21 protein-coding genes are annotated in these 22994 nt (G+C 66.1%); 6 read left to right on the top strand and 15 right to left on the bottom strand.

Translation table 11 applies throughout. The features are described 5' to 3' along the window. The 3 genes from folP to RZR99_RS16240 all read right to left on the bottom strand — a co-directional run bounded on the left by folP (position 1) and on the right by RZR99_RS16240 (position 3718). Positions 1-807, bottom strand: coding sequence for a dihydropteroate synthase (gene folP / locus RZR99_RS16250; RefSeq protein ID WP_323120938.1), 807 nt, complete (start codon positions 805-807; stop codon positions 1-3). Positions 808-998: 191 nt separating this feature from the next. Beyond that, positions 999-2888 (bottom strand): ATP-dependent zinc metalloprotease FtsH, encoded by a 1890-nt coding sequence (ftsH, locus tag RZR99_RS16245; RefSeq protein WP_323120799.1) that lies wholly within the window; start codon positions 2886-2888, stop codon positions 999-1001. 167 nt (positions 2889-3055) lie between these two features. Continuing rightward, on the bottom strand, positions 3056-3718 hold the full coding sequence (locus tag RZR99_RS16240) for an RlmE family RNA methyltransferase (protein WP_323120798.1): 663 nt from the start codon (positions 3716-3718) through the stop codon (positions 3056-3058). Between the two features lie 197 nt (positions 3719-3915). Here RZR99_RS16240 and RZR99_RS16235 point away from each other — a divergent pair, with 197 nt between their 5' ends. Beyond that, positions 3916-4458: a YhbY family RNA-binding protein gene (locus RZR99_RS16235; protein WP_323120937.1), complete on the top strand. Its 543-nt coding sequence runs from the start codon at positions 3916-3918 to the stop codon at positions 4456-4458. Positions 4459-4506: 48 nt separating this feature from the next. Here the strand turns inward: RZR99_RS16235 and RZR99_RS16230 are convergent, their stop codons facing one another. The 8 genes from RZR99_RS16230 to gloB form a co-directional block, all read right to left on the bottom strand. After that, positions 4507-4992 carry a DUF4149 domain-containing protein gene (locus RZR99_RS16230; RefSeq protein ID WP_323120797.1) on the bottom strand — a complete coding sequence of 162 codons (486 nt, stop codon included), beginning with the start codon at positions 4990-4992 and terminating at the stop codon, positions 4507-4509. A 1-nt stretch (position 4993) separates the two neighbouring features. Beyond that, on the bottom strand, positions 4994-5470 hold the full coding sequence (greA, locus tag RZR99_RS16225; RefSeq protein ID WP_323120796.1) for a transcription elongation factor GreA: 477 nt from the start codon (positions 5468-5470) through the stop codon (positions 4994-4996). 118 nt (positions 5471-5588) lie between these two features. Then, positions 5589-8843: a carbamoyl-phosphate synthase large subunit gene (gene carB / locus RZR99_RS16220; protein ID WP_323120795.1), complete on the bottom strand. Its 3255-nt coding sequence runs from the start codon at positions 8841-8843 to the stop codon at positions 5589-5591. Positions 8844-8894: 51 nt separating this feature from the next. Next, positions 8895-9557, bottom strand: coding sequence for a leucine efflux protein LeuE (gene leuE / locus RZR99_RS16215; RefSeq protein WP_323120794.1), 663 nt, complete (start codon positions 9555-9557; stop codon positions 8895-8897). Positions 9558-9576: 19 nt separating this feature from the next. Beyond that, positions 9577-10722 carry a glutamine-hydrolyzing carbamoyl-phosphate synthase small subunit gene (gene carA, locus RZR99_RS16210; RefSeq protein ID WP_323120793.1) on the bottom strand — a complete coding sequence of 382 codons (1146 nt, stop codon included), beginning with the start codon at positions 10720-10722 and terminating at the stop codon, positions 9577-9579. 329 nt (positions 10723-11051) lie between these two features. Next, positions 11052-12272: an MFS transporter gene (locus tag RZR99_RS16205; protein ID WP_323120936.1), complete on the bottom strand. Its 1221-nt coding sequence runs from the start codon at positions 12270-12272 to the stop codon at positions 11052-11054. Positions 12273-12428: 156 nt separating this feature from the next. Continuing rightward, entirely contained in the window at positions 12429-14042 is a 1614-nt protein-coding gene (locus RZR99_RS16200) for a transglycosylase SLT domain-containing protein (protein WP_323120792.1), read from the bottom strand. A 151-nt stretch (positions 14043-14193) separates the two neighbouring features. Next, on the bottom strand, positions 14194-15000 hold the full coding sequence (gloB, locus tag RZR99_RS16195; protein WP_323120791.1) for a hydroxyacylglutathione hydrolase: 807 nt from the start codon (positions 14998-15000) through the stop codon (positions 14194-14196). Between the two features lie 19 nt (positions 15001-15019). On the opposite strand from gloB, the gene RZR99_RS16190 reads away from it, so the two are divergent. The 3 genes from RZR99_RS16190 to dnaQ all read left to right on the top strand — a co-directional run bounded on the left by RZR99_RS16190 (position 15020) and on the right by dnaQ (position 17050). Next, complete coding sequence (locus RZR99_RS16190) at positions 15020-15832, top strand: class I SAM-dependent methyltransferase (protein ID WP_323120790.1); 813 nt, start codon at positions 15020-15022, stop codon at positions 15830-15832. Then, positions 15829-16275, top strand: coding sequence for a ribonuclease HI (gene rnhA / locus RZR99_RS16185; protein ID WP_323120789.1), 447 nt, complete (start codon positions 15829-15831; stop codon positions 16273-16275). The genes RZR99_RS16190 and rnhA overlap by 4 nt, the downstream gene beginning before the upstream one ends. Before the next feature lie 70 nt (positions 16276-16345). Then, positions 16346-17050, top strand: a complete 705-nt coding sequence (gene dnaQ, locus RZR99_RS16180) for a DNA polymerase III subunit epsilon (protein ID WP_323120788.1) — start codon at positions 16346-16348, stop codon at positions 17048-17050. A 199-nt stretch (positions 17051-17249) separates the two neighbouring features. Here the strand turns inward: dnaQ and RZR99_RS16175 are convergent, their stop codons facing one another. Then, on the bottom strand, positions 17250-17582 hold the full coding sequence (locus RZR99_RS16175; protein WP_323120787.1) for a YnfA family protein: 333 nt from the start codon (positions 17580-17582) through the stop codon (positions 17250-17252). A 531-nt stretch (positions 17583-18113) separates the two neighbouring features. Between RZR99_RS16175 and proP the strand changes: the two genes are divergently transcribed. Beyond that, complete coding sequence (gene proP, locus RZR99_RS16170; RefSeq protein ID WP_323120786.1) at positions 18114-19583, top strand: glycine betaine/L-proline transporter ProP; 1470 nt, start codon at positions 18114-18116, stop codon at positions 19581-19583. A gap of 90 nt (positions 19584-19673) precedes the next feature. Here the strand turns inward: proP and RZR99_RS16165 are convergent, their stop codons facing one another. The 3 genes from RZR99_RS16165 to RZR99_RS16155 form a co-directional block, all read right to left on the bottom strand. After that, entirely contained in the window at positions 19674-19871 is a 198-nt protein-coding gene (locus RZR99_RS16165; RefSeq protein ID WP_323120785.1) for a hypothetical protein, read from the bottom strand. A 121-nt stretch (positions 19872-19992) separates the two neighbouring features. After that, positions 19993-20625 (bottom strand): glutathione S-transferase family protein, encoded by a 633-nt coding sequence (locus RZR99_RS16160; protein WP_323120784.1) that lies wholly within the window; start codon positions 20623-20625, stop codon positions 19993-19995. 347 nt (positions 20626-20972) lie between these two features. Continuing rightward, positions 20973-21389, bottom strand: coding sequence for a hypothetical protein (locus RZR99_RS16155; protein WP_323120783.1), 417 nt, complete (start codon positions 21387-21389; stop codon positions 20973-20975). On the opposite strand from RZR99_RS16155, the gene RZR99_RS16150 reads away from it, so the two are divergent. After that, the coding region (locus tag RZR99_RS16150) for a condensation domain-containing protein (protein ID WP_323120782.1) at positions 21376-22994 on the top strand (1619 nt) is incomplete at its 3' end. The two genes, RZR99_RS16155 and RZR99_RS16150, sit on opposite strands and share 14 nt — an antisense overlap.

Here is a 22994-nt window from a genome sequence, read left to right as displayed (position 1 = left end):
TTATCCTTGCCGCGCGGCTGTGCGCACGGCATCCCATATTTTCAGCGCGTCGACGGTCGGGGCGACGTCGTGCACCCGCACGATCGCCGCGCCCCGCTCCGCCGCGCAGACCGCCGCGGCGACACTCGCCGCGATGCGCTCCGGCGCCGGTTTGCCGATCACGGCGCCCAGCATCGATTTGCGCGACATGCCCGCGAGAATCGGATATGCCCGCCCGCCGGGCTTCGCCGGCGCAGTGTCCGGCAAATGCGCGAGCAACGCATAGTTGTGTTCGATCACGGCCTTGCCGAAGCCGAAGCCCGGGTCGACGCTGATCCGCTCCGCCGCGATCCCCGCACGCAGCAGCGCATCCGCGCGCTCGGCGAGAAACGTGCGCACGTCGCTGACCACATCGCGATACGCGGGTTCGTGGATCTGCATCGTCTGCGGTTCGCCGAGCATGTGCATCACGCAGAGCCCGCACGAGCTGTCCCGCACCGCGTCGAGCGCGCCCGGCTGACGCAGCCCCCAGATGTCGTTGATCAGGTCCGCGCCCGCGGCGAGCGCCGCACGCATCACGGCGGGCTTGTAGGTATCGACCGACAGCGGCACCTGCATCCCGCGCAGCGCATCGAGCAGCGGAATCACCCGTTCCAGTTCCTCGTCGAGCGGCACGGGCGGCGCGCCGGGCCGGGTCGACTCCCCTCCGATATCGATGATGTCCACGCCTTCCGAGCGCATCTGCTCGGCCTGCCGCAGTGCGGCATCGCGTGCGATATAGCGCCCCCCGTCCGAAAACGAATCAGGCGTGACATTGAGGATGCCCATCACGAGCGGACGCTCGAAGGTCAGCGTGAAGCGCCCGCATTGCAGGGGCTCGGGAACGGAGGGAGTGGAAACGGCGAGCGTGGACACGAGAGACAGCGTCGGATGAAACCGCGAAAGAAAATATCAGGCAAAGAATGCAAAACGGGCCGGTGTGACAGCCACACCAGCCCGTGCATCCCACACCCGTCCGATCAGGCCGGGGCGGTGGCGTTGCCCGGCTTGACTTCGGTGCCGGCGCTGCCGCCCGACGACGGATCGCTCGCCGGCGGCGGCGCGTTCTTCGGCGAACGCGGCGGACGGCCTTCCATGATGTCGTTGATCTGGTCGGCGTCGATCGTTTCCCACTCCATCAGCGCCGCGGTCATCGCTTCGACCTTGTCGCGATTCTCGTCGAGCAGACGGCGCGCGAGGTTGTACTGCTGATCCAGCACGCTGCGGATCTCCGCATCGACCTTCTGCTGCGTCGCTTCGGAAATCGTCCGGGTGAAGCCTCGGCCGAACGGCGATGCGTCGTTTTCGTCGTCGACATAGACCATCGGTCCGAGCGCGTCGGTCATCCCGAAACGGGCCACCATCGCGCGCGCCGTTTGCGTCGCCTTGTTGAAGTCGTCCGATGCCCCCGTGCTAACCAGGTTCATGAACAGTTCTTCGGCAACCCGGCCGCCGAACAGGATCGCCAGGCGATCCAGCAGGTAGTCCTTCGAGTATGTTTCGTTGTCGTGCTCCGGCAGTTGCCACGTGACGCCCAGCGCACGACCGCGCGGAATGATCGTGACCTTGTGCACCGGATCGGCCTTCGGCAGCAGCTTGGCGACCACCGCATGGCCCGATTCGTGGTACGCGGTGGCGCGCTTCGCTTCTTCGCGAATCACGGCCGATTTGCGCTCCGGACCCATGAAGATCTTGTCCTTCGCGTCCTCGAAATCCTGCATCTCGACGATCCGCTTGCCGCGACGCGCCGCGAACAGCGCGGCTTCGTTGACGAGGTTCGCGAGATCGGCGCCCGAGAAGCCCGGCGTGCCGCGCGCGATCACCGCGGCGTCGACGTCGTTCGAGATCGGCACCTTGCGCAGGTGCACGCGCATGATCTGCTCGCGACCGCGGATGTCGGGCAGGCCCACGAACACCTGGCGGTCGAAACGGCCCGGACGCAGCAGCGCCTTGTCGAGCACGTCGGAACGGTTGGTGGCCGCGATCACGATCACGCCGGAATTCGCCTCGAAGCCGTCCATCTCGACCAGCATCTGGTTGAGCGTCTGCTCGCGTTCGTCGTTGCCGCCGCCCATGCCCGCGCCGCGATGACGGCCGACCGCGTCGATTTCATCGATGAACACGATGCACGGCGCATGCTTCTTCGCCTGCTCGAACATGTCGCGCACGCGGGCCGCGCCCACGCCGACGAACATTTCGACGAAATCGGAACCCGAGATGCTGAAGAACGGCACCTTCGCCTCGCCGGCGATCGCACGGGCGAGCAGCGTCTTGCCGGTACCCGGAGGGCCGACGAGCAGCACGCCGCGCGGAATCCGGCCGCCGAGTTTCTGGAATTTCTGGGGATCGCGCAGGAAGTCGACCAGCTCGGACACCTCCTCCTTCGCTTCGTCGCAGCCCGCGACGTCGGAGAAGTTGACCGCATTGTTGTTCTCGTCGATCAGGCGCGCGCGCGATTTGCCGAACGAGAACGCCCCGCCCTTACCGCCGCCCTGCATCTGCCGCATCATGTAGAACCAGAAGCCGATGATCAGGATCGTCGGACCGAGGTAGTAGAGCGCGGACACCAACGCATTCGGCTCGTCGTCGGCCTTGCCGCTGACTTGCACGCCGTACTTCATCAGGTCGCCGACCATCCAGATGTCGCCGGGCGACACGATCTGGTATTTCTGGCCATCCGCGGGAGTGACGGTGAGGTTGCGTCCTTGCACGATGACGTTCTTGACCTTGCCGCTCTTCGCGTCGTCCATGAACTGCGAATAGGAGACACCTTCCTGGACGCGGGGCTTGTCAAACTGCTTGAACACCGTAAACAGCACCAGTGCGATCACCAGCCACACTGCTGCCTTCGAAAACATATTGTTGTTCAAAGCACCACTCCTTCACTCATAGACGAGCGCCTACATTTTCCTTGCGGCGCTCCTCAGGCATTCTAATCCAGTCCGCAGGCCCCTGCCATAACGATTCATTACCGCCCTGATAGGCGAACCGCATGACTGACAAGGGCCGGGACGCGGCCTGCGGCATTGCGCAACCCCTAGCGGGGATGCTTCAGATGCCGACCCAAAATAAACGTTTCGGACGATTTGTCGCGGGAAGCTTTCGGCTTGCGCGGGGACACCGTCTTGAATTGATGCTTGAACTTTTCGACAATCTGGCTGTAGCCGCTGCCGTGAAAGCACTTCACTAAAAGGGCGCCATCCGGCTTCAGATGATTCTGCGCGAATTCAAGCGCCAGATCGCATACATGCTCGATCCGCGCCGCGTCCGCCAGCGCCACGCCGGAAAGGTTGGGGGCCATGTCCGAAATTACAAGATCGACCGGCCGGCCCGCGAGCAGTTCCTCGAGCTGGCTCAGCACGTCGTCCTCGCGGAAGTCGCCCTGGATGAAGTGCACGTCGGCGATCGGCTCCATCGGCAGCATGTCGAGCGCGATGATCGTGCCGTCGATTCCGCCTTCGCGAACCGCGTCGCGCTGCTTGCCCTGCGCGAGCTTGTTGCGCGCGTACTGGCTCCAGCTGCCGGGCGCGGCGCCGAGGTCGACGATCACCTGGCCCGCGCGGACCAGCTTGTCCTGCTCGTCGATCTCTTTGAGCTTGTACGCCGCGCGTGCGCGATAGCCTTCCCGCTGCGCCATTTTGACGTACGGATCGTTGATGTGGTCGTGCAACCAGTTTTGGTTAAAGCGATTCTTTGCCATTCAGTGGAGAGATTGCTGCCAATTGCTTCGTGAAGCCGCGCTTTTAGCGGATAATACGCGTCTTGTTCGCGCGGCTCCCGGCCAACAGCTGGCCAGAGCCGCGATTTTACGTGGTTTCGGCGCGCCGCCGTGGAAAAGCCTGGAAGCTTTCCCCGACGCGCCCTCGCCAGACGCCCTTATTTGAATTCATCGTCTCCATGCCAGCCCTTTCGCTTTCTCCCGCCGAGCGCTCCGCGCTGCGTTCCCAAGCTCACGCGCTCAAGCCCGTCGTCCTGATCGGCGCCGAGGGCCTGACCGACGCGGTGCTCGCCGAAATCAAGGTGCACCTCGCCGCGCACCAACTCATCAAGATCCGGGTGTTCGGCGACGAACGCGATGCGCGTATCGCCATTTACGACGATATCTGCGACCGCTTGAGCGCAGCGCCGATCCAGCACATCGGCAAGCTGCTGGTGATCTGGAGGCCCGAACAGGCCGCGCCCGTCGCGCCGGCGCGCAGCCGCCGCGGCGTGCCGAGCGCCCGCGAAGCCGCGCTGCGCGGCGAGCCGGAAACGCCGGCCAAGGGACGTGCGCCGCGCGTCGTCAAGGTGGTCAAGCAAACGGCCGACAAGCCCATGCGCAAGCCGAAGGCGCAGAAAGTCGTGGTGCGCGGCAACGAGCGCGTCACGGCGGGCGGCAACGTCAAGCGCGCGAAAAAGCGCCAGACGAGCGCGAAGCGCCAGTATCAGAGCGACAAGTAAGCCGGGAATCGGCGCGGCGCCGATGCGCCGCACGATACGGGCAGCGTGTCAGGCGGGGCGCGCGCCGCCCTGCCCGGGCAACGTCCAGACGAGCCACAGCCCCAGCACGCTTTCGACCAGATAGAACAGGCTCGACACGCCGTGCAGCATCCCGAAGCGCCCCGCGTAGGCCGAATGGCCGACGTCGGTGCCCGCTTCCATCGCGGCGATCCGCAGCGCGTTCATGAACGGCTGCAACGCGAAATAGCCGACCAGCACGCACACCAGCATCGCCGCCACCAGCCAGCGCAGCCGGCGATACGCGGCGTGGCCGCGACGCGTCAGCCCGTTCGCGAGCACGAGCAGCAGCACGCCGCTCGCACAACCGACGAACGCCTCGATCCTGAACAGCTGGGCCGCGACCGATCCGGCCGTCATCCGCTCGAGCGTCGTAAACAGCACGGGCGCAACGACATAGCCGATCGTCAGCAGACTGCCGACCCATGCCATCGACAGCAGACGGAACACGCGATGCGGCAACCCGGACCCCGTCATCTCAAACGTAGCTGACCGAGATGATTTCATACTCGCGCACGCCGCTCGGCGCCTGCACGGCGGCGACGTCGCCTTCGGTCTTCCCGATCAGCGCGCGGGCGATCGGCGAACTGACGGAGATCAGGCCGTGGTCGATGTCGGCTTCGTCGTCGCCGACGATCTGATACTTCACCGTGTCGCCCGACCCCAGATCTTCCAGCTCGACCGTGGCGGCGAACACCACGCGGCCGTCCGCGTCGAGCGAAGCCGGATCGATGACCTGCGCGGCGGACAGCTTCGATTCGAGGTCCGCGATGCGACCCTCAATGAAACCCTGCTTTTCCTTGGCGGCGTCGTACTCGGCGTTTTCGGATAAATCGCCCTGCGCGCGCGCTTCGGCGATCGCATTGATGACAGCCGGCCGCTCGACCGACTTGAGGCGCTGCAATTCATCGCGCAGCTGCTCGGCGCCACGTTTTGTCAACGGAATGGTGCTCATAAACGACTCAATAGCTAAAAACGGCTATAAAAAAAATCACCGCGATTAAGCGCATTTCCGGCATGCCGGAAACGCCGCTTAATCGCGGCACGTGTTGCTTGAACAGGTAACTGAAGGCTTAGTTTAGGCGAGCATGCAGACCTTGTAAATCATAGACTTCCAGGTTCTTCAGATAGCGCAAGCCTTCGACCGCCGCGCGCGCACCCGACATCGTCGTGTAGTACGTGACCTTCTGCGCCTGCGCGCTCATGCGGATCGAACGCGAATCGGCGATCGCCGCGCGGGTCTCGTCGACCGTCGTGAACACGAGCGCGATCTCGCCGTTCTTGATCATGTCGACGATGTGCGGACGGCCGTCCTTCACCTTGTTCACGACCTTCACCGGCACGCCGGCCGCCTCGATCGCGGCAGCCGTGCCGCGGGTCGCGACGATCGGATAACCGAGCTCGTGCAGCATGCGCGCCACCTCGACCGCCTTCGGCTTATCCGCATCCATCACGGTCAGCAGCACCGTGCCCGACTCCGGCAGGCGCGAACCGGCCGCGAGCTGCGACTTGAACAGCGCCTCGCCGAAGGTTTCGCCAACGCCCATCACCTCGCCCGTCGAACGCATTTCCGGTCCGAGGACCGGATCGACGGTCGGGAACTTGATGAACGGGAACACCGCTTCCTTCACGCTGAAGTACGGCGGCTCCACTTCCTTCGTCACGCCCTGCTGCGCAAGCTTCTGGCCGACCATCGCGCGCGCCGCGATCTTCGCGAGCGGCAGGCTCGTCGCCTTCGACACGTACGGCACCGTGCGCGACGCGCGCGGGTTCACTTCGAGCACGTAGATCACGTCGAGCTTCGAGCCGTCGTCCTGCGGCACCTGCTGGATCGCGAACTGCACGTTCATCAGGCCGATCACGTTCAGCGCGCGCGCCATCGCGCCCGTCTGGCGCTTCAGCTCGGCAACGGTTTCCTTCGACAGCGAATACGGCGGCAGCGAGCACGCCGAATCGCCCGAGTGCACGCCCGCCTGCTCGATGTGCTCCATCACGCCGCCGATGAACACCGCCTCGCCGTCGCAGATGCAATCGACATCGCATTCGATCGCATCGTTCAGGAAGCGGTCGAGCAGCACCGGCGAATCGTTCGATACCTTCACCGCTTCGCGCATGTAGCGCTCGAGATCGCGCGGCTCGTGGACGATCTCCATCGCGCGGCCGCCCAGCACGTACGACGGGCGCACGACGAGCGGATAACCGATTTCCTCGGCGAGCTTGAGCGCCTCGTCTTCCGCCCGCGCGGTGCGATTCGGCGGCTGGCGCAGGCCGAGATCCTGCAGCAGCTTCTGGAAGCGTTCGCGGTCTTCCGCGGCGTCGATCATATCGGGCGACGTGCCGACGATCGGCACGCCGTGCGCTTCCAGGTCGAGCGCCAGCTTCAGCGGCGTCTGCCCGCCGTACTGGACGATCACGCCGACCGGCTTTTCCTTGTCGACGATCTCGAGCACGTCCTCGAGCGTCAACGGCTCGAAGTACAGGCGGTCGGACGTGTCGTAGTCGGTCGACACCGTTTCCGGGTTGCAGTTGACCATGATCGTTTCGTAGCCGTCCTCGCGCATCGCGAGCGCCGCGTGCACGCAGCAGTAGTCGAACTCGATGCCCTGGCCGATCCGGTTCGGGCCGCCGCCCAGCACCATGATCTTCTTGTTGGCGGTCGGCTGCGCCTCGCACTCTTCCTCGTAGGTCGAGTACATGTATGCGGTCTTGGTCGCGAATTCGGCCGCGCACGTGTCGACGCGCTTGTACACCGGACGCACGTTCAGCTCGAGACGGCGCGCGCGCACGTCGGCCGGCGACACGCCGAGCAGTTTCGCGAGGCGGCGGTCGGAGAAGCCGCTCTGCTTCAGATAGTGCAGCTCTTCCTTCGTGAGGCTCGCGAGCGCGCGGCCCGACAGCGCCTTTTCCTTCAGCACGATCTGCTCGATCTGCGCGAGGAACCACGGATCGATCGCGGTTTCCTCGAAGATCTGCTCGCGCGACATGCCCGCGCGGAACGCATCGCCGACATACCAGATGCGGTCCGGGCCCGGTTCACCGATCTCGCGGACGATCTCGTCGCGATCGGTGGTCTTTTCATCCAGGCCGTCGACGCCCACTTCGAGGCCGCGCAGCGCTTTCTGGAACGATTCCTGGAAGGTGCGGCCGATCGCCATCACTTCGCCGACCGACTTCATCTGCGTGGTCAGGCGCGAATCGGCCTCGCGGAATTTCTCGAACGCGAAACGCGGAATCTTCGTGACCACGTAGTCGATCGTCGGCTCGAACGACGCCGGCGTCTGGCCGCCCGTGATGTCGTTCCTCAGTTCGTCGAGCGTATAGCCGACCGCGAGTTTCGCCGCGACCTTCGCGATCGGGAAGCCGGTCGCCTTCGACGCGAGCGCCGACGAGCGCGACACGCGCGGATTCATCTCGATGACGACCATCCGGCCGTCCTTCGGATTGATCGAGAACTGCACGTTCGAACCGCCGGTATCGACGCCGATCTCGCGCAGCACGGCGAGCGATGCATTGCGCAGGATCTGGTATTCCTTGTCGGTCAGCGTCTGTGCCGGCGCGACGGTGATCGAGTCGCCGGTGTGCACGCCCATCGGGTCGAGATTCTCGATCGAGCAGACGATGATGCAGTTGTCGGCGCGGTCGCGCACGACTTCCATCTCGTATTCCTTCCAGCCCAGCAGCGATTCCTCGATCAGCAGCTCGCGGGTCGGCGACAGGTCGAGGCCGCGCTTGCAGATCTCCTCGAATTCCTCGCGGTTGTACGCGATACCGCCGCCCGATCCGCCCAGCGTGAACGACGGACGGATCACCGTCGGATAGCCGCTGCCGCCCGTGATGGCCGCGATCTCGGCCTGCACCTTGAGCGCTTCCTCCATCGAATGCGCGATCCCCGACTTGGCCGAGCCGAGGCCGATCTTGGTCATCGCATCCTTGAATTTCAGGCGGTCTTCCGCCTTGTCGATCGCGGCGGGCGACGCGCCGATCAGCTCGACCTCGTACTTCTCCAGCACGCCGTGCTGATGCAGGTCGAGCGCGCAATTGAGCGCCGTCTGGCCGCCCATCGTCGGCAGGATCGCGTCCGGGCGCTCCTTCTCGATGATGCGCTCGACCACTTCCCAGGTGATCGGCTCGATGTAGGTGACGTCGGCCGTATTCGGGTCGGTCATGATCGTCGCCGGATTGCTGTTGACGAGGATGACCTTGTAGCCCTCCTCGCGCAGCGCCTTGCATGCCTGCGCGCCCGAGTAGTCGAACTCGCACGCCTGGCCGATGATGATCGGGCCGGCGCCGATGATGAGGATGCTGTTGATGTCTGTGCGTTTTGGCATGGCTCTAATAATTCAAGAAATAATCGTTAATGCTCGGACCGCGTGCCGCGCTCAGTTCATCGTCGCCAACGCGAGCTTCACGCCGAAGCCGATGAAGAGGCCGCCCACCCCGCTTGCCGCGCCCGCCGCGAGCTTGCGGCGCCGGCGGAAATGCTCGGCGAGGCGCGCGCCCGTGAAGATCAGCGTGCTCAGGTACAGGAAGCTCGCGCATTGCGAGATCGCGCCGAGCACGAAGAACGGCAGCACGGGATGCGGGAAGGCCGGATCGACGAACTGAATGAAAAACGAGATGAAGAACAGGATCGCCTTCGGATTCAGCAGGCTCACGATCAGCGCCTTGCGGAACGGCCGCTCGCCGTCCACCGCGGGCGCCGTCGCCGCGCCCGGCTGAGCGGGCGGCTGGCGCAGCCGGCGCCACGCGCCGCGCAGCATCCCGACGCCGATGTAGAGCAGGTATGCGGCGCCGCCGTACTTCACCACCGCGAACAGCAGCGGATTCGCCTTCAGCAGCGACGCGACGCCCGCGGCGGACAGCACCATCAGCACGGTGTCGCCGACGAAGACGCCGCATGCCGCGCGATAGCCGGCCTTCACGCCGCGCTGCGCCGCGAGCGACAGCACGTACATCGAGTTCGGCCCCGGCAGCAGAATGATGAACACCACGCCGAACACATAGGTCCAGAGGTCAGTGATGCCGAGTGTATGGCCGAACATGAGGGTCTCCGTGATGCGCTCAGGCGCTGCGGGTCTTCGCCGCGTCCATCAGCGCCGTGAAGCGGTCGAACAGGTAGCCGATGTCGTGCGGGCCGGGCGACGCTTCCGGGTGGCCCTGGAAACAGAACGCGGGCTTGTCGGTCAGCTCGAAGCCCTGCAGCGTGCCGTCGAACAGCGACACGTGGGTCGCGCGGGCATTGGCCGGCAGCGAATCGGCGTCCACCGCGAAACCGTGGTTCTGCGACGTGATCACCACGCGGCCGTCGCCGAGATCCTTCACCGGATGGTTCGCGCCGTGATGGCCGGTCTTCATCTTCAGGGTTTTGGCACCGACCGCGAGGCCCATGATCTGGTGGCCGAGGCAGATGCCGAACGTAGGCACGCCGCGTTCGATGAACTCCTTCGTCGCCGCGATCGCGTAGCCGCACGGCTCGGGATCGCCCGGGCCGTTGGACAGGAAAATGCCGTCCGGGTTGAGCGCGAGCGCTTCGGCCGCGCTGGCCTGCGCGGGCAGCACCGTGACGTGGCACCCGCGCTCGGCCAGCATCCGCAGGATGTTGTACTTCACGCCGAAGTCGTATGCGACGACCCGGTACTTGGGCGCTTCCTGCATGCCGTAGCCGCTGCCGAGACGCCATTCGGTCTGCTTCCACTCGAACGGCTTGGTGGTCGACACGACCTTCGCCAGATCCATCCCGGCCAGGCCCGGGAACGAACGCGCGAGCCCGATCGCCTTCGCTTCGTCGTCGGAGCCCGTCAGGATGCAGCCGTTTTGCGCGCCCTTGTCGCGCAGCACACGCGTGAGCTTGCGGGTATCGATGCCGGCGATCGCGACCACGCCTTCGTCGCGCAGGTAGTCGCCGAGCGTGCGCTCCATCCGGAAATTCGAGGCAAGCGCCGGGAGATCGCGCACGATCAGGCCGGCGGCGTGGACCTTGGTCGCCTCGACATCCTCGGCGTTGACGCCGACGTTACCGATGTGCGGATAGGTGAGCGTCACGATCTGGCGCGAGTAGCTCGGATCGGTGAGGATTTCCTGATAACCGGTGATCGCGGTATTGAACACGACTTCGCCGATCGTCTGGCCGGCCGCGCCGATCGAAACACCACGAAAGACCGTGCCGTCGGCAAGTGCGAGCAAAGCGGGAGAAAAAGACGGCAACACGGGAGGCTCCTTGGGGAACACCCTTGCTGCCGACCTGTCTGTCCTGCCGCGCGTTCGGGCGCGCCGAAACGGCGCGCGGGGACGCTCGCTGGACGCGGCTGGCGGGTCGAAGCGCGAAACCGGCGCGCGGCGCGGGCGGTTTCGCGACTCGCCGGCGGAAGCGGCGTGCGGCGGATGAACGGGATGGTGGAGGTAGGCGCTAGGGTGCGAGGTTGATTAGCACAAACCTTCAAATTATAGCTTGAAACCGACCCCGCCTTCAATCGATTAGCACACTTGCCGCAGCTTTTCGCGGCGCTTGCGGCCGCCCGGCCGCAAGCGAGCCCGTCTCAACGGGCCGGCTGGGCGGGCTTCGCGAGCGCCCGGCCGGGCAGCACATACCAGACCGCGCTCGCGAGCTGCAGCGCGACCAGCGCGCTCCACGCGGTCAGGTGCGCGGCGGCCGGATAGCGCCCCGCCACGACCGGCCACTGCGACAGCACGGCCCCCACGCCCACCTGGAACGCGAAGATGAGCACGAAGATCACGAGGGTCAGCGTGGTATTCGCGCGGCCGATCAGATGCGCGGGGAAATGCTCGGCCAGCACCGCGTAGCTGAGGATGCCGACCCCGCCGAAGATGCCGTAGGCCGCCCACAGCAGCGCGGCGGGCAGCGGTGCGCGCAGCATGATCGCGAGCTGGGTCGCGACGAACAGCGCCATGCCGATCCCGCAGAACGCGTACACCGAGACGCCGCGCCGCTCGAGGCTGCGCGCCGCCGCGCCGAACCCCACGCAGCCCGCCATCATCGCGAGGCCGAGCACCGACACGAGCGCCGCCGCGCCGTGTGCATCGAACCCCATCACGTCGCGCAGATACTGGCCGACCCATAGCGACTGCATCGCGTAGAACACGCCCTGCGTGACGACCGAGAACGACGCGATCTTCCAGAACGCGCGGCTTTTCAGAATGTGCCAGGTTCCCTTGAACTGGCTGGCGACGCTCGCCTGATGGTGGGTATTCCTGACTTCCGGCGCGACGAGCCACAGCGCCGCCGCGACGGCCACCGTCATCACGCCGAGCCCGACGCACACCGCGCGCCAGCCGGCGAAGCCGAGCAGCCAGGTGAGCGGCGAGCCCACCGCCACGCCGCCCAGGCCACCCACCGCCATCACGAGGCCGTTCATCAGCGGCAGCCGCGCGACCGGGAAATGCTGCGCGAGCGCCTTGAACGCCGCGCCGAGACAAACCGATACGCCGATGCCGATCAGCAGGCGTCCGAACATCATCACGCCGAGGCTGTGCGCGGCGCCGAACACCCAGACGCCCGCCGCCGCGAACAGCAGCATCGCGGCGCTGACGCGGCGCGGACCGTAGTGGTCGAGCAGCACGCCGGCCGGGATCTGCGCACCGGCGAAACCCAGGAAATAGAGGCTCGTCAGCAGGCCGAGATCGGCGGCCGACAGCCCGAGATCGTGCGTGATCAGCGGCGCGAAGCCGAGATTCACGCCACGAAACACGTAGGAAACGAAATAACCGATCGCGAACAGCGCGAACACGCGAAACTGCATCGAAGACATGCCTACCACCCTTCAACCGGCCGTCCGGACAACGAACGGCGCACCAACAAAAAAGCCGTCACCTGGGCGACGGCGGATGGGTGCGGATGATAGTCGATCGGCCGGCGCGGCATCGAATGCCCCCGCGCCGGGTGCGACCGATTCACGCTACTTCTGCTTCGCCTTGTGGCTCGCGGTCTTGGTTGCCGGCTTGTTGGAGGTGGATTTGGCCGGCGCCGCCTTGGCGGCGCTCCTGGCGGGCGCCTTCGCGCTCTTCGCGGCAGGTGCCGCCTTGCGGCCCCGTGCCGCCTTGCCGCCCGTATGCAGGCTGGCCTTTTCGATGTGGCCGCCGCCCACCGACGTCTCGATCCGCTCGGGACCGGGCTCGGCCGGCACCGAGCGGCCGACCGGCACGTGCAGCACCATCGTCTGGCCCGGCATCACGATCGCGCGATGCGTGCGGTTCCACGCGCGCAGTTGCCCGACCGACACGCCATAGCGGCTCGCGAGCGCTTCCATCGACTGCTTGCGGCGCACGCGGATCAGCATCTTGCGCGTGTCCGGCACGTCGGGCTCCATCGCGAGCGCGCCGTTTTCGGCAACGTCCGCGCTGATGTCTTCGTCGTCGTCGTCGTTGCGCGGCACGACGATGGTCGAGCCCGGCTTCAGGCGCATGCCCGCGGGAATCCGGTTGACCTGCATCAGCGTGTCGGCGTCGACGCCGATCTTCTCGGCGATCGCGGCCGGACGCGAGCGCTCGGTCACGGTGTAGGTCGTCCACGACGACAGCGCGCCGTCGTAGGTCTTCAGATTCTTCTCGAATGCGGCCGCGTTATCGAACGGCAGCAGGATCTGCGGCCCCGTCGCGCCCAGGATCACCGGCTTCGAGAACGACGGGTTGAGCGACTTGAACTCGTCGAGCGACAGGTTCGCGAGCTTCGCGGCGACCTTCACGTCGATGTCGCGCGCCGTCGTCACGGTGACGAAATACGGGTGGTTCGGGATATCGGGAAGCGTCAATCCGTACTGCTGCGGATTCGCGATGAGGTTCTTCACCGCCTGCAGTTTCGGCACGTAGTTGCGCGTCTCGTTCGGCATCCGCAGGCTTTGATAGTCGGTCGGCAAGCCCGCCGCCTGATTGCGCGCGATCGCCCGCTGCACGTTGCCCTCGCCCCAGTTGTACGCGGCGAGCGCGAGATACCAGTCGCCGAACATATCGTGCAGACGAGACAGGTAGTCGAGCGCGGCGCTGGTGGAGGCCAGCACGTCGCGGCGCTCGTCCTGCCACATGTTCTGCTTGAGGTTGTAGGTGCGGCCGGTGCCCGGAATGAACTGCCACATCCCCGCCGCCTTCGCGACCGACAACGCCTGCGGGTTGTACGCCGACTCGATGAACGGCAGCAGCGCAAGCTCGGTCGGCATGTGCCGCGCCTCGAGCTCCTCGACGATGTGATACAGGTATTTCTGCGACCGCTCGGTCATCCGCTGCACGTAATCGGGACGCTGCGTGTACCACGTCGTCTGCATGTCGACGAGGTCGCTCTGCAGGTCGGGCATCTGGAATCCGCGGCGGATACGCGCCCACAGATCGCTGTCGGCGGTCGTCAGATCAACGACCGACTGCTTGTCGACATCGACGGTTTCCGTGGCGGCGGCGGACTTGCGGAGGAAATTGGACGTTGCCTGCGGATCGGAAGCGGCAACGGGACTTTGGGCCGTGGGGCCCGGGCTCGCGCATGCCGCGAGCATCAGGACCACGAGCGCACTGAGGAAAAATCGCATGAAAATCTCGGCTTCCAACGGCTGGAAATTGCAGGCGATGGTACGGAAGTGCGTCGTTCGCGTCAATAAAAACGCCGAAAAACCCAATAAATCTTGTATTTGGGGACGATTCTGGAGATTCGGGATGAGCTTGGGACTACTCCCGACAGGGTTAACGAAAGCGGTTCTTCCACGCCCTCATCAGCGTGAAGGCCGTCAATCGGTCCGGCACCGTTTCGTGCAGTTCGGCCGCGAGCGTCGCATGGATCGCCGCGCTGTCCGCGCGCAGGAACGGATTGACCGCCCGCTCGTGCTCGATCGTCGTCGGCAGCGTGGGTTCGTTGCGCGCGCGGCGCGCGCGCGCTTCGTCGCGCCACGCGACGAGCGCCGCGTTGCCGGGTTCGCAGGCCAGCGCGAACTTGATGTTCGACAGGGTATATTCGTGCGCGCAGTGCACGTGGGTCGCGCCGGGCAGCGCCGCGAGCGCGTCGAGCGACGCGAGCATCTGCGCGGGGGTGCCCTCGAACAGGCGACCGCAGCCGCACGAGAACAGCGTGTCGCCGCAGAACAGGTGCGGCGCACGATGGGTCGCGCCCGCCGCCTGGAAATACGCGATATGGCCGCTCGTGTGGCCCGGCACGTCGAGCACCTCGAAGTCCAGCGCGGGGGCGGCCACGCCGACCCGGTCGCCGCCCGCGACGCGCGCCGTCAAATGCTCGATCGCCTCGCCCGCCGGCCCGAAAACCGGCAGCGGCGCACCATCCGGCTGGCCGTTCAGCAGATCGGCCACACCGCCGACATGGTCGGCATGATGGTGCGTGAGTAAAATAGCGGTCAGCCGCCAGCCCCGCCGGTCGAGATATCGACGCACCGGGGCGGCCTCGCCCGGATCGACCGCGACGGCATGAATGCCGTCCGACACGAGCCAGATATAGTTGTCTTCGAATGCCGGCACCGGCACATATTCCAGCTCGTTCATGGGGCGTGCAATCACCGATATGTCTGACCGTCCGATTATAGACTGGCCTGCGTGGACCGACTCCCCGCCCGGCCGCTACGTGCTCGACTGGGAGCAGGCGCAGCTCGACCGCATCGTGTCCGACGTGTTCGGCTTCCATGCGCTGCAGCTCGGCCTGCCCCAGCTCGACACGCTGCGCGAGAACCGCATGCCGTGCCGCGGCCTCGTGCTGGACCCGGCGAGCGGCGCCAGCGCGCCGTACCACTACCCGTGGGCCCGCGAAGCGCATAGCGCGGGCCATGCGCCCGCGGGACGCAGCACCGTCTGGTGCGACCTGCTCGATCTGCCGTTCGAGTCGCAAAGCGTCGACCTGATCGTGATGCCGCACACGCTCGAATTCACGTCGGACCCGCACCGCCTGCTGCGCGAGGCGGAACGGGTGCTGATGCCCGAGGGCCAACTCGTGATCACGGGCTTCAATTCGCTGAGCCTGTGGGGCGCGCGGCAGTCGTTCGGCCGGATCGCGAACCGGCCGTTCGTGCCGGCTACCCGCGACCAGATCGCGTTCATCCGGCTGAAGGACTGGATCAAGTTGCTCGGCTTCGACCTGGAGCGCGGGCGCTTCGGCTGCTACCGGCCGCCGCTCGCCACCGACAAATGGCTGTCCCGCTATGCATTCATGGAAGCCGCCGGCGACCGCTGGTGGCCGATCTTCGGCGCCGTCTACATGGTGACGGCGATCAAGCGCGTGCGCGGCATGCGGCTCGTCGGCCCGATCAAGGTCAAGAAGCCGGTGCTGGCCGCCGGCCTGTCGCCCGCCGCCAGCCCGACCACTCATCAAGAACACTCATGACCCAACACATCATCGACATCTACACCGACGGCGCCTGCAAGGGCAATCCCGGCCCCGGCGGCTGGGGCGCGCTGCTGCGCTACGGCACGCAGGAAAAGGAACTGTTCGGCGGCGAGCCCGGCACCACCAACAACCGGATGGAGCTGATGGGCGTGATCGCCGCGCTCGAGGTGCTGAAACGCCCGTGCCAGGTGATCGTCCACACCGATTCGCAATATGTGCAGAAGGGCATCAGCGAGTGGATTCACGGCTGGAAGAAGAAAGGCTGGGTCACCGCCGCGAAGACGCCCGTGAAGAACGCCGACCTGTGGAAGCGCCTCGATGCGCTCGTCGCCCAGCATGAAATCGAATGGCGCTGGGTGAAGGGCCACGCCGGCCACCCGGAGAACGAACGCGCCGACGCGCTCGCGAACCGCGGCGTCGAATCGCTGACGCAGGCCTGAGCCGGCCGCGCCTGGCTGGCCGCCCTGTACCATCCCGTTTTCAAGACCGACCCGAACCCGCCTCTCCGACATGCGCCAGATTATTCTCGACACCGAAACCACCGGCCTCAACGCCCGCGCGGGCGACCGCATCATCGAAATCGGCTGCGTCGAAATGCTGAACCGGCGCCTCACCGGCAACAACCTGCATTTCTACGTGAATCCCGAACGCGACAGCGACCCCGGCGCGCTCGCGGTGCACGGCCTCACGACCGAATTCCTCAGCGACAAGCCGAAGTTCGCCGAGATCGCCAACGCGCTGCGCGACTTCGTCCGCGACGCGGAGCTGATCATCCACAACGCGCCGTTCGACCTCGGTTTTCTCGACGCGGAATTCACGCGGCTCGACCTGCCGCCCTTCACCGAGCATTGCGGCGGCGTGATCGATACGCTGGTGCAGGCGAAATCGATGTTCCCCGGCAAACGCAACTCGCTCGACGCGCTATGCGACCGCTTCGACATCAGCAACGCGCACCGGACCCTGCACGGCGCGCTGCTCGACTCGGAACTGCTCGCGGAGGTGTATCTCGCGATGACCCGGGGCCAGGAAAGCCTCGTCATCGACATGCTGGGCGACGGCGGCTCGGCCGACGGCAACGGCGACACGCCCCGCATCGCGTTCGGCACGCTCGATCTGCCGGTGCTCGCCGCGAGCGACGACGAACTCGCCGCGCATCAGTCGCAGCTCGACGAGCTCGACAAATCGGTCAAGGGCGCGTGCGTGTGGCGACAGTAACGCGCGGGCGGCGCGGGGGGGGGCGGGGGGGGGGGGGGCCCTCCCCGGGGGGGGGGGGGGCCCTCCCCGGGGGGGGGGGGGGCCCTCCCCGGGGGGGGGGGGGGCCCTCCCCGGGGGGGGGGGGGGCCCTCCCCGGGGGGGGGGGGGGCCCTCCCCGGGGGGGGGGGGCTCGCGCGCCCCCCGCCACCCGCCGGCCGCGCTAGCCGCGCGGCTGCAGCGCGATCACCGCCATCCCGGCGAGCGCGAGCGCGGCGCCCAGCCCGTCCCAGCGCGACAGCGGCACCCCGTCCACCACCCGCAGCCACAGCAGCGCCACCGCGATGTAGACGCCGCCGTAGGCGGCATAGGTACGGCCCGCCGCCGCCGGATGCAGCGTCAGCAGCCACGCGAACAGCGCGAGCGACAGCGCGGCGGGCAGCAGCAGCCAGACTGGACGGCTGCCCTTCAGCACCAGCCAAGGCAGGTAGCAGCCGACGATTTCGGCCAGTGCGGTCAAGCCGAACAATCCGGCAATCTTGAGAAACGAAGTCATGTCGATGCGGCGCGCGAAGCGCCCGTCAAAAAGCCGCGACGGCGCGGCGGGCCCCACGCGTGATTATGCCGCCCAGCGCCCGCCACCATGGGGGTTGGGCGGCAATTTGCACGATCGTCTGCCATCGTGCTATCATGTCGCTTCGTTCAACAGTCTTTCCCTGTCATTCGATTTCGGTTGCCGAGCTTCCGGCGGTCTATCCCGGCCTCCCCGACCGAAATTTCGCTCACAAGAAAGCGCGCCTCCGGGCTGCTTTTTTCGTTTCGACGCCCATCAGGGCATCCGCCGGTGGCCGGCGCCGCGCCGCCCCGGTTTGCCGTCCGTCCCGCACGGCGGCAGTTTCACTCTCGAGTGCTTTTCGCGACGGCCCAGCGCCCGCGACAGTCCGGCCTTCGTCTGGATTAAATGCTTAATTGCATGATCCGCCGTTTCCGGCTTTCGTTCGCGAAACCGCACTCTCCGGCAAACCGTGGGCGAACCCGCACAAGCGCCACCGTGCGATTCGGCCGCAGTCACAGGAGCGTTTCAACCTTGACCGCAACACACGCCAGCCCGTCAGCTGCCTCGTCCTCCTCCCCGCTCGCCGTCGACGACATCACCGTCGTCGACCAGGGCCTTCTCAAACGCGCCGTCAGCGCCATGGCGCTCGGCAATGCGATGGAATGGTTCGATTTCGGCGTCTACAGCTATATCGCCGTCACGCTCGGCCAGGTGTTCTTCCCGTCGAGCAACCCGTCCGCGCAGCTGCTCGCCACCTTCGGCACGTTCGCCGCCGCCTTCCTCGTGCGCCCGCTCGGCGGCATGGTGTTCGGGCCGCTCGGCGACCGCATCGGCCGCCAGCGCGTGCTCGCGATGACGATGATCATGATGGCCGTCGGCACCTTCGCGATCGGCCTGATCCCGAGCTACGACTCGATCGGCATCATGGCGCCCGTGCTGCTGCTCGTCGCCCGCCTCGTGCAGGGTTTCTCGACGGGCGGCGAATACGGGGGCGCCGCCACCTTCATCGCCGAGTTCTCGACCGACAAGCGCCGCGGCTTTATGGGCAGCTTCCTCGAGTTCGGCACGCTGATCGGCTATGTGATGGGCGCGGGCGTGGTGGCGCTGCTGACCGCCGCGCTGTCGCACGAAGCGCTGCTGTCGTGGGGCTGGCGCGTGCCGTTCCTGATCGCCGGCCCGCTCGGCCTGATCGGGCTGTACATCCGGCTGAAGCTCGAGGAGACGCCCGCGTTCAAGCGCCAGGCCGAAGCCCGCGAAGCACAGGACAAGGCCGTGCCCGCCGTGCGCTTTCGCGAAACGCTGCTGCGCAACTGGCACGCGCTGCTGCTGTGCGTCGGCCTCGTGCTGGTCTTCAACGTCGCCGACTACATGGCGCTGTCGTACCTGCCGAGCTATCTGTCGTCGACGCTGCATTTCGACGAGGCGCACGGCCTCGCGCTGGTGCTGATCGTGATGGTCCTGATGATGCCGATGACGCTCGCCGCCGGCCGCCTGTCCGACCGCGTCGGGCGCAAACCGGTGATGCTAGCGGGCTGCATCGGGCTGTTCGCGCTGTCGATTCCGGCGCTGCTGCTGATCCGCACGGGCGCCACGCTGCCGGTGTTCGGCGGGCTGCTGATCCTCGGTGTGCTGCTGTCGTGCTTCACCGGCGTGATGCCGTCGGCGTTGCCCGCGCTGTTTCCGACCGAGATCCGCTACGGCGCGCTCGCGATCGGCTTCAACGTGTCGGTGTCGCTGTTCGGCGGCACCACGCCGCTCGTGACCGCATGGCTCGTCGACGCGACCGGCAACCTGATGATGCCGGCCTATTACCTGATGGGGGCGGCGGTGATCGGCGCCATCTCCGTGCTGGCGCTGCACGAAACCGCCCGGCAGCCGCTCAAGGGCTCCCCGCCCGCCGTTGCCTCCCGCCGCGAAGCGCACGCGCTCGTGCGGGCGCTGAAAGAGGACCCGGCGGTTCGCGACGACGATTACCCGGCGGTGTCCGCAGCTCGGGCTTGAGGGCTTGAGCACCGCGCAGCAAACAAAAAGCCCTGGCCGACGCCAGGGCTTTTTCGCATCCGGCGCCCGCACGCCGGCGCCGCCAGCGTTTCAGTGCGCCGCGTGCGGGCAATGCAGGCCCGACACCAGCGAGCGCGAGCGCTCCACCGCCGCGCGAGCCCCCTTCGCCGCGACCACCAGCCCGACCTGGCCGAGATTGAAATCGAGCGTCACCATCAATTGCATCAACGACACCATCGGCAACACGACGGACGGGTGATACAGACGTTCTTCGAACAAGGCTTTCATGGCGGGCTCCATCGGATGGCGGCGAATCGATGGAGTGAATTCTAGAGAGCCGGGCGCCCCGGATAAACGGGGCGCCGGCGAAGTCACTTGTCGGCCCAGCAGAACAATCGACGCGGCGCTCTCAATCCAGCGGCGTATCCGCGAATTCCGGCAGCGCCTCCGCCCGCTCGGAGAACCCGGCCAGCGCCGGAAAGCGGGCCTGATCGAACGGAGCCAGATCCGGGTAGTCGGCCGCGACGAACCGGGTGAAACGCCACACCGCCGCGACCGTCACGTCCGCCTGCCCGATACGCTCGCCGGTCAGCCAGCCCGGCGGCCGGCCGGCGATGTGCGCCTCCAGCGCCTGGTAAGCGCCGTCGAGCTGGCCGAGCACACGGTCGAGCCAAGGCTGGTGCTGCTTCTCGCCGGGGCGCAGACCGTGTTCGTACACCACCTGGACGGTTTTTTCCGCGGCGGCGAGCGCCAGGCCGATCAGCGCGAACGCGCGCACCCGTGCGGCCGCATCCTGCGGCATCAGACGCCGCTCCGGCGCGACGCGCTGATCGAGATAGTCGACGATCAGCGACGAGTCGAGCAGCATCGTGCCGTCGTCGAGGATCAAGGTCGGCGCCTTCACGACGGGATTGAGCGTCTTGAATTCGTCGAAGTGACGAAACACCGACAACGGCCGGTGCTCGAACGGCAGGCCCAGCAACTTGGCCGAGATCGCGACGCGGCGCACGAACGGGGAATCCAGCATGCCAATCAGCTTCATCGGATGACGCTCCGCTTCAGGTAGGGGGACGATCGCTGAATTTAGCAGCCTTCGTCCCGCTCCGGTTGACGCGCGACGATTTTCGCGCGGGGCAGCATTCCCGGGCACGCCCATCCGACCCTCGCGGCGGCACACCGCCTGCACCTGCCATTTATGCCAGCCCAATTCCATTGATTATTCCCGGCGACGAAACTACCGGCTGATATTTGAGCTCTATTGCAATTATATTTATTACTCATTTCATGAAATAAAAATTCACCACCCTTTGCACTGGACACCTATCAGGCTTGAAATTAAGATGAGGCGACATTACAGGATAGCCACGTCACGAAACAGTAAAAACTCCCTTATTTTAATAAGGAATCTGAATCATGAAATATCCATTTTATAAAAATGGAATGCCCGGCACGCTTGCCGATCGCGAGGTCCGTTTCCTGCCTTAGCGCGACGCTCGATGCCGCGAGACCGGCGCCGTCACCCTGGCGCCACGGCAGCGGACCTAGATACGCCGGCGTCATCGCAGTGTCAGGCGGTGTCTGCCCCTCGCCACCGGCATGGCTACCGGCAGGCTGGCGCCTGCCCGCTCGTTTTGCATGCGTCATGACAACGTAGTCCGGCGGGCCGGCGCCGCACCATGACGACAGTCCACCAGCCGATTGCCCAATGCCATGGAAAATACATAGGACTATTAATAATCCGGTTATAAAACGGACTATTTTTTGATCATTCATTTTTCCGAGATCTGCCGCCATGAACGAATTCATGAAAATCGCATTACAAGCTTTGACTACACCGCAATTGGAAATGTGGTTTGCCCAGCAACTCGATCCCAGCAATCCCCGGTTCGACAGTTGCGGTTATGTGAATATTCATGGATCCGTCGAGGTGGCCGTATTCGAACGCGCGCTGCGGCAATTCCTGGACGAAGCGGAAGCCCTGCACGTGCGCTTCGTCGAGATGCCCGGCGGACCGACGCAGGAAATCTCCGGCCCGCCGCCGCTGTCGCTGGAACGCATCGACCTGTCCGGCTACGCCGATCCGTTCCAGGCCGCGCTCGATGCGATGCACGCCGATGCCGCCGGGGTCTTCGATCTGCTCGCCGGACCGCTGTTCAGTCACCGATTGTTCAAGCTGGATGCGCAGCGCACCCTCTGGTACCAGCGCTATCACCATATCGCGCTCGACGGCGCCAGCATCCCGCTCGCCACACGGCGGGTCGCGGCGATCTATTCGGCGCTGATGCAGGGGCAGCCGGTTCCGCCGGGCGACTTCGCTCCGCTCGGCGTGCCGCTGCAGAGCGACACCGCGTACCGGCAATCCGCGCGCCACGCCGGCGACCGCGACTACTGGCGCGACTATCTCGCGGCACTGCCCGCCGCGACGACACTGGCGGGCGGCACGCCCGACGCCGGCGGGCTGTTCCGGCGGCGCTCGGTGGACCTCCCTCCGGCAGTGACAGAAGCCCTGTCGGCCGCTGAAGCGCAGATCGGCAAGTGGCCTCAACTGCTGACCGCGATCGTGGCCGCCTACATGCTGCGGGTCGCAAACGTCCGCACCGGCGTCTTCGATTTCCCGGTCACCGCCCGCGCGAAGGACACGCGCGCCACGCTCGGCATGTTCGCCAACGTGGTGCCACTCAAGGTGTCGATGACGGCCGACGATACGCTGGCCACGCTGACCGAGCGCGTCAACAACGAGATCTTCAAGCACCTGAAGCATCAGCATTTTCGCGGCAAGGACATCCGGCAGATGCAGGGCGCGTCCGCCGCACCGACCTTCGGCCCGCGGATCAACATCATCCCGTTCGACAACGAATGGGGCTTCGACGGGCATCCCGGCACCCTGCACTCGCTGTCGAACGGCCTCGTCAACGACTTCGCCGTGACGGTGCTGGGACAGCCGGGCAAGCCCGGCTTCGCCCTGCACGTCGACGGCAACACGAACCTGTACGACGAAACCAGCGTCGAGGCGCACGGCCGCCGGCTGCTGCATTTCATCGAGCGTGTGCTGGCCGATCCGCAGCAGCCGATCAGCCGGATCGATCTGCTCGGCCCCGACGAGCGCCGCCTCCTGCTCGACACCTGGAACGCCACCGACCGGCCCTATCCCGACCAAGCCTGTATCCATCAACTGGTCCAGCAACAGGTCCAGCTGCACCCCGACGCCCTCGCCATCGTCTGCGGCCCGACCTCCGTCACCTACGCCCAACTCGACGACCGCGCCAACCAGCTCGCCCATCACCTGCTCTCCCTCGGCCTCTCCCCCGACGCCCGCATCGCCCTCTGCGCCCAGCGCACCCCAGAACTCGTCGTCGCCATGCTCGCCGTCTCCAAAGCCGGCGCCGCCTACCTCCCCCTCGATCCCGAGTC

Origin of the sequence: Burkholderia alba (assembly GCF_034721475.1) — a bacterium.
Taxonomy (GTDB): Bacteria; Pseudomonadota; Gammaproteobacteria; order Burkholderiales; family Burkholderiaceae; genus Burkholderia; species Burkholderia alba.
Note: the sequence above shows the minus strand (reverse complement) of the source record. Positions and strands in the feature narration are given on the sequence as shown.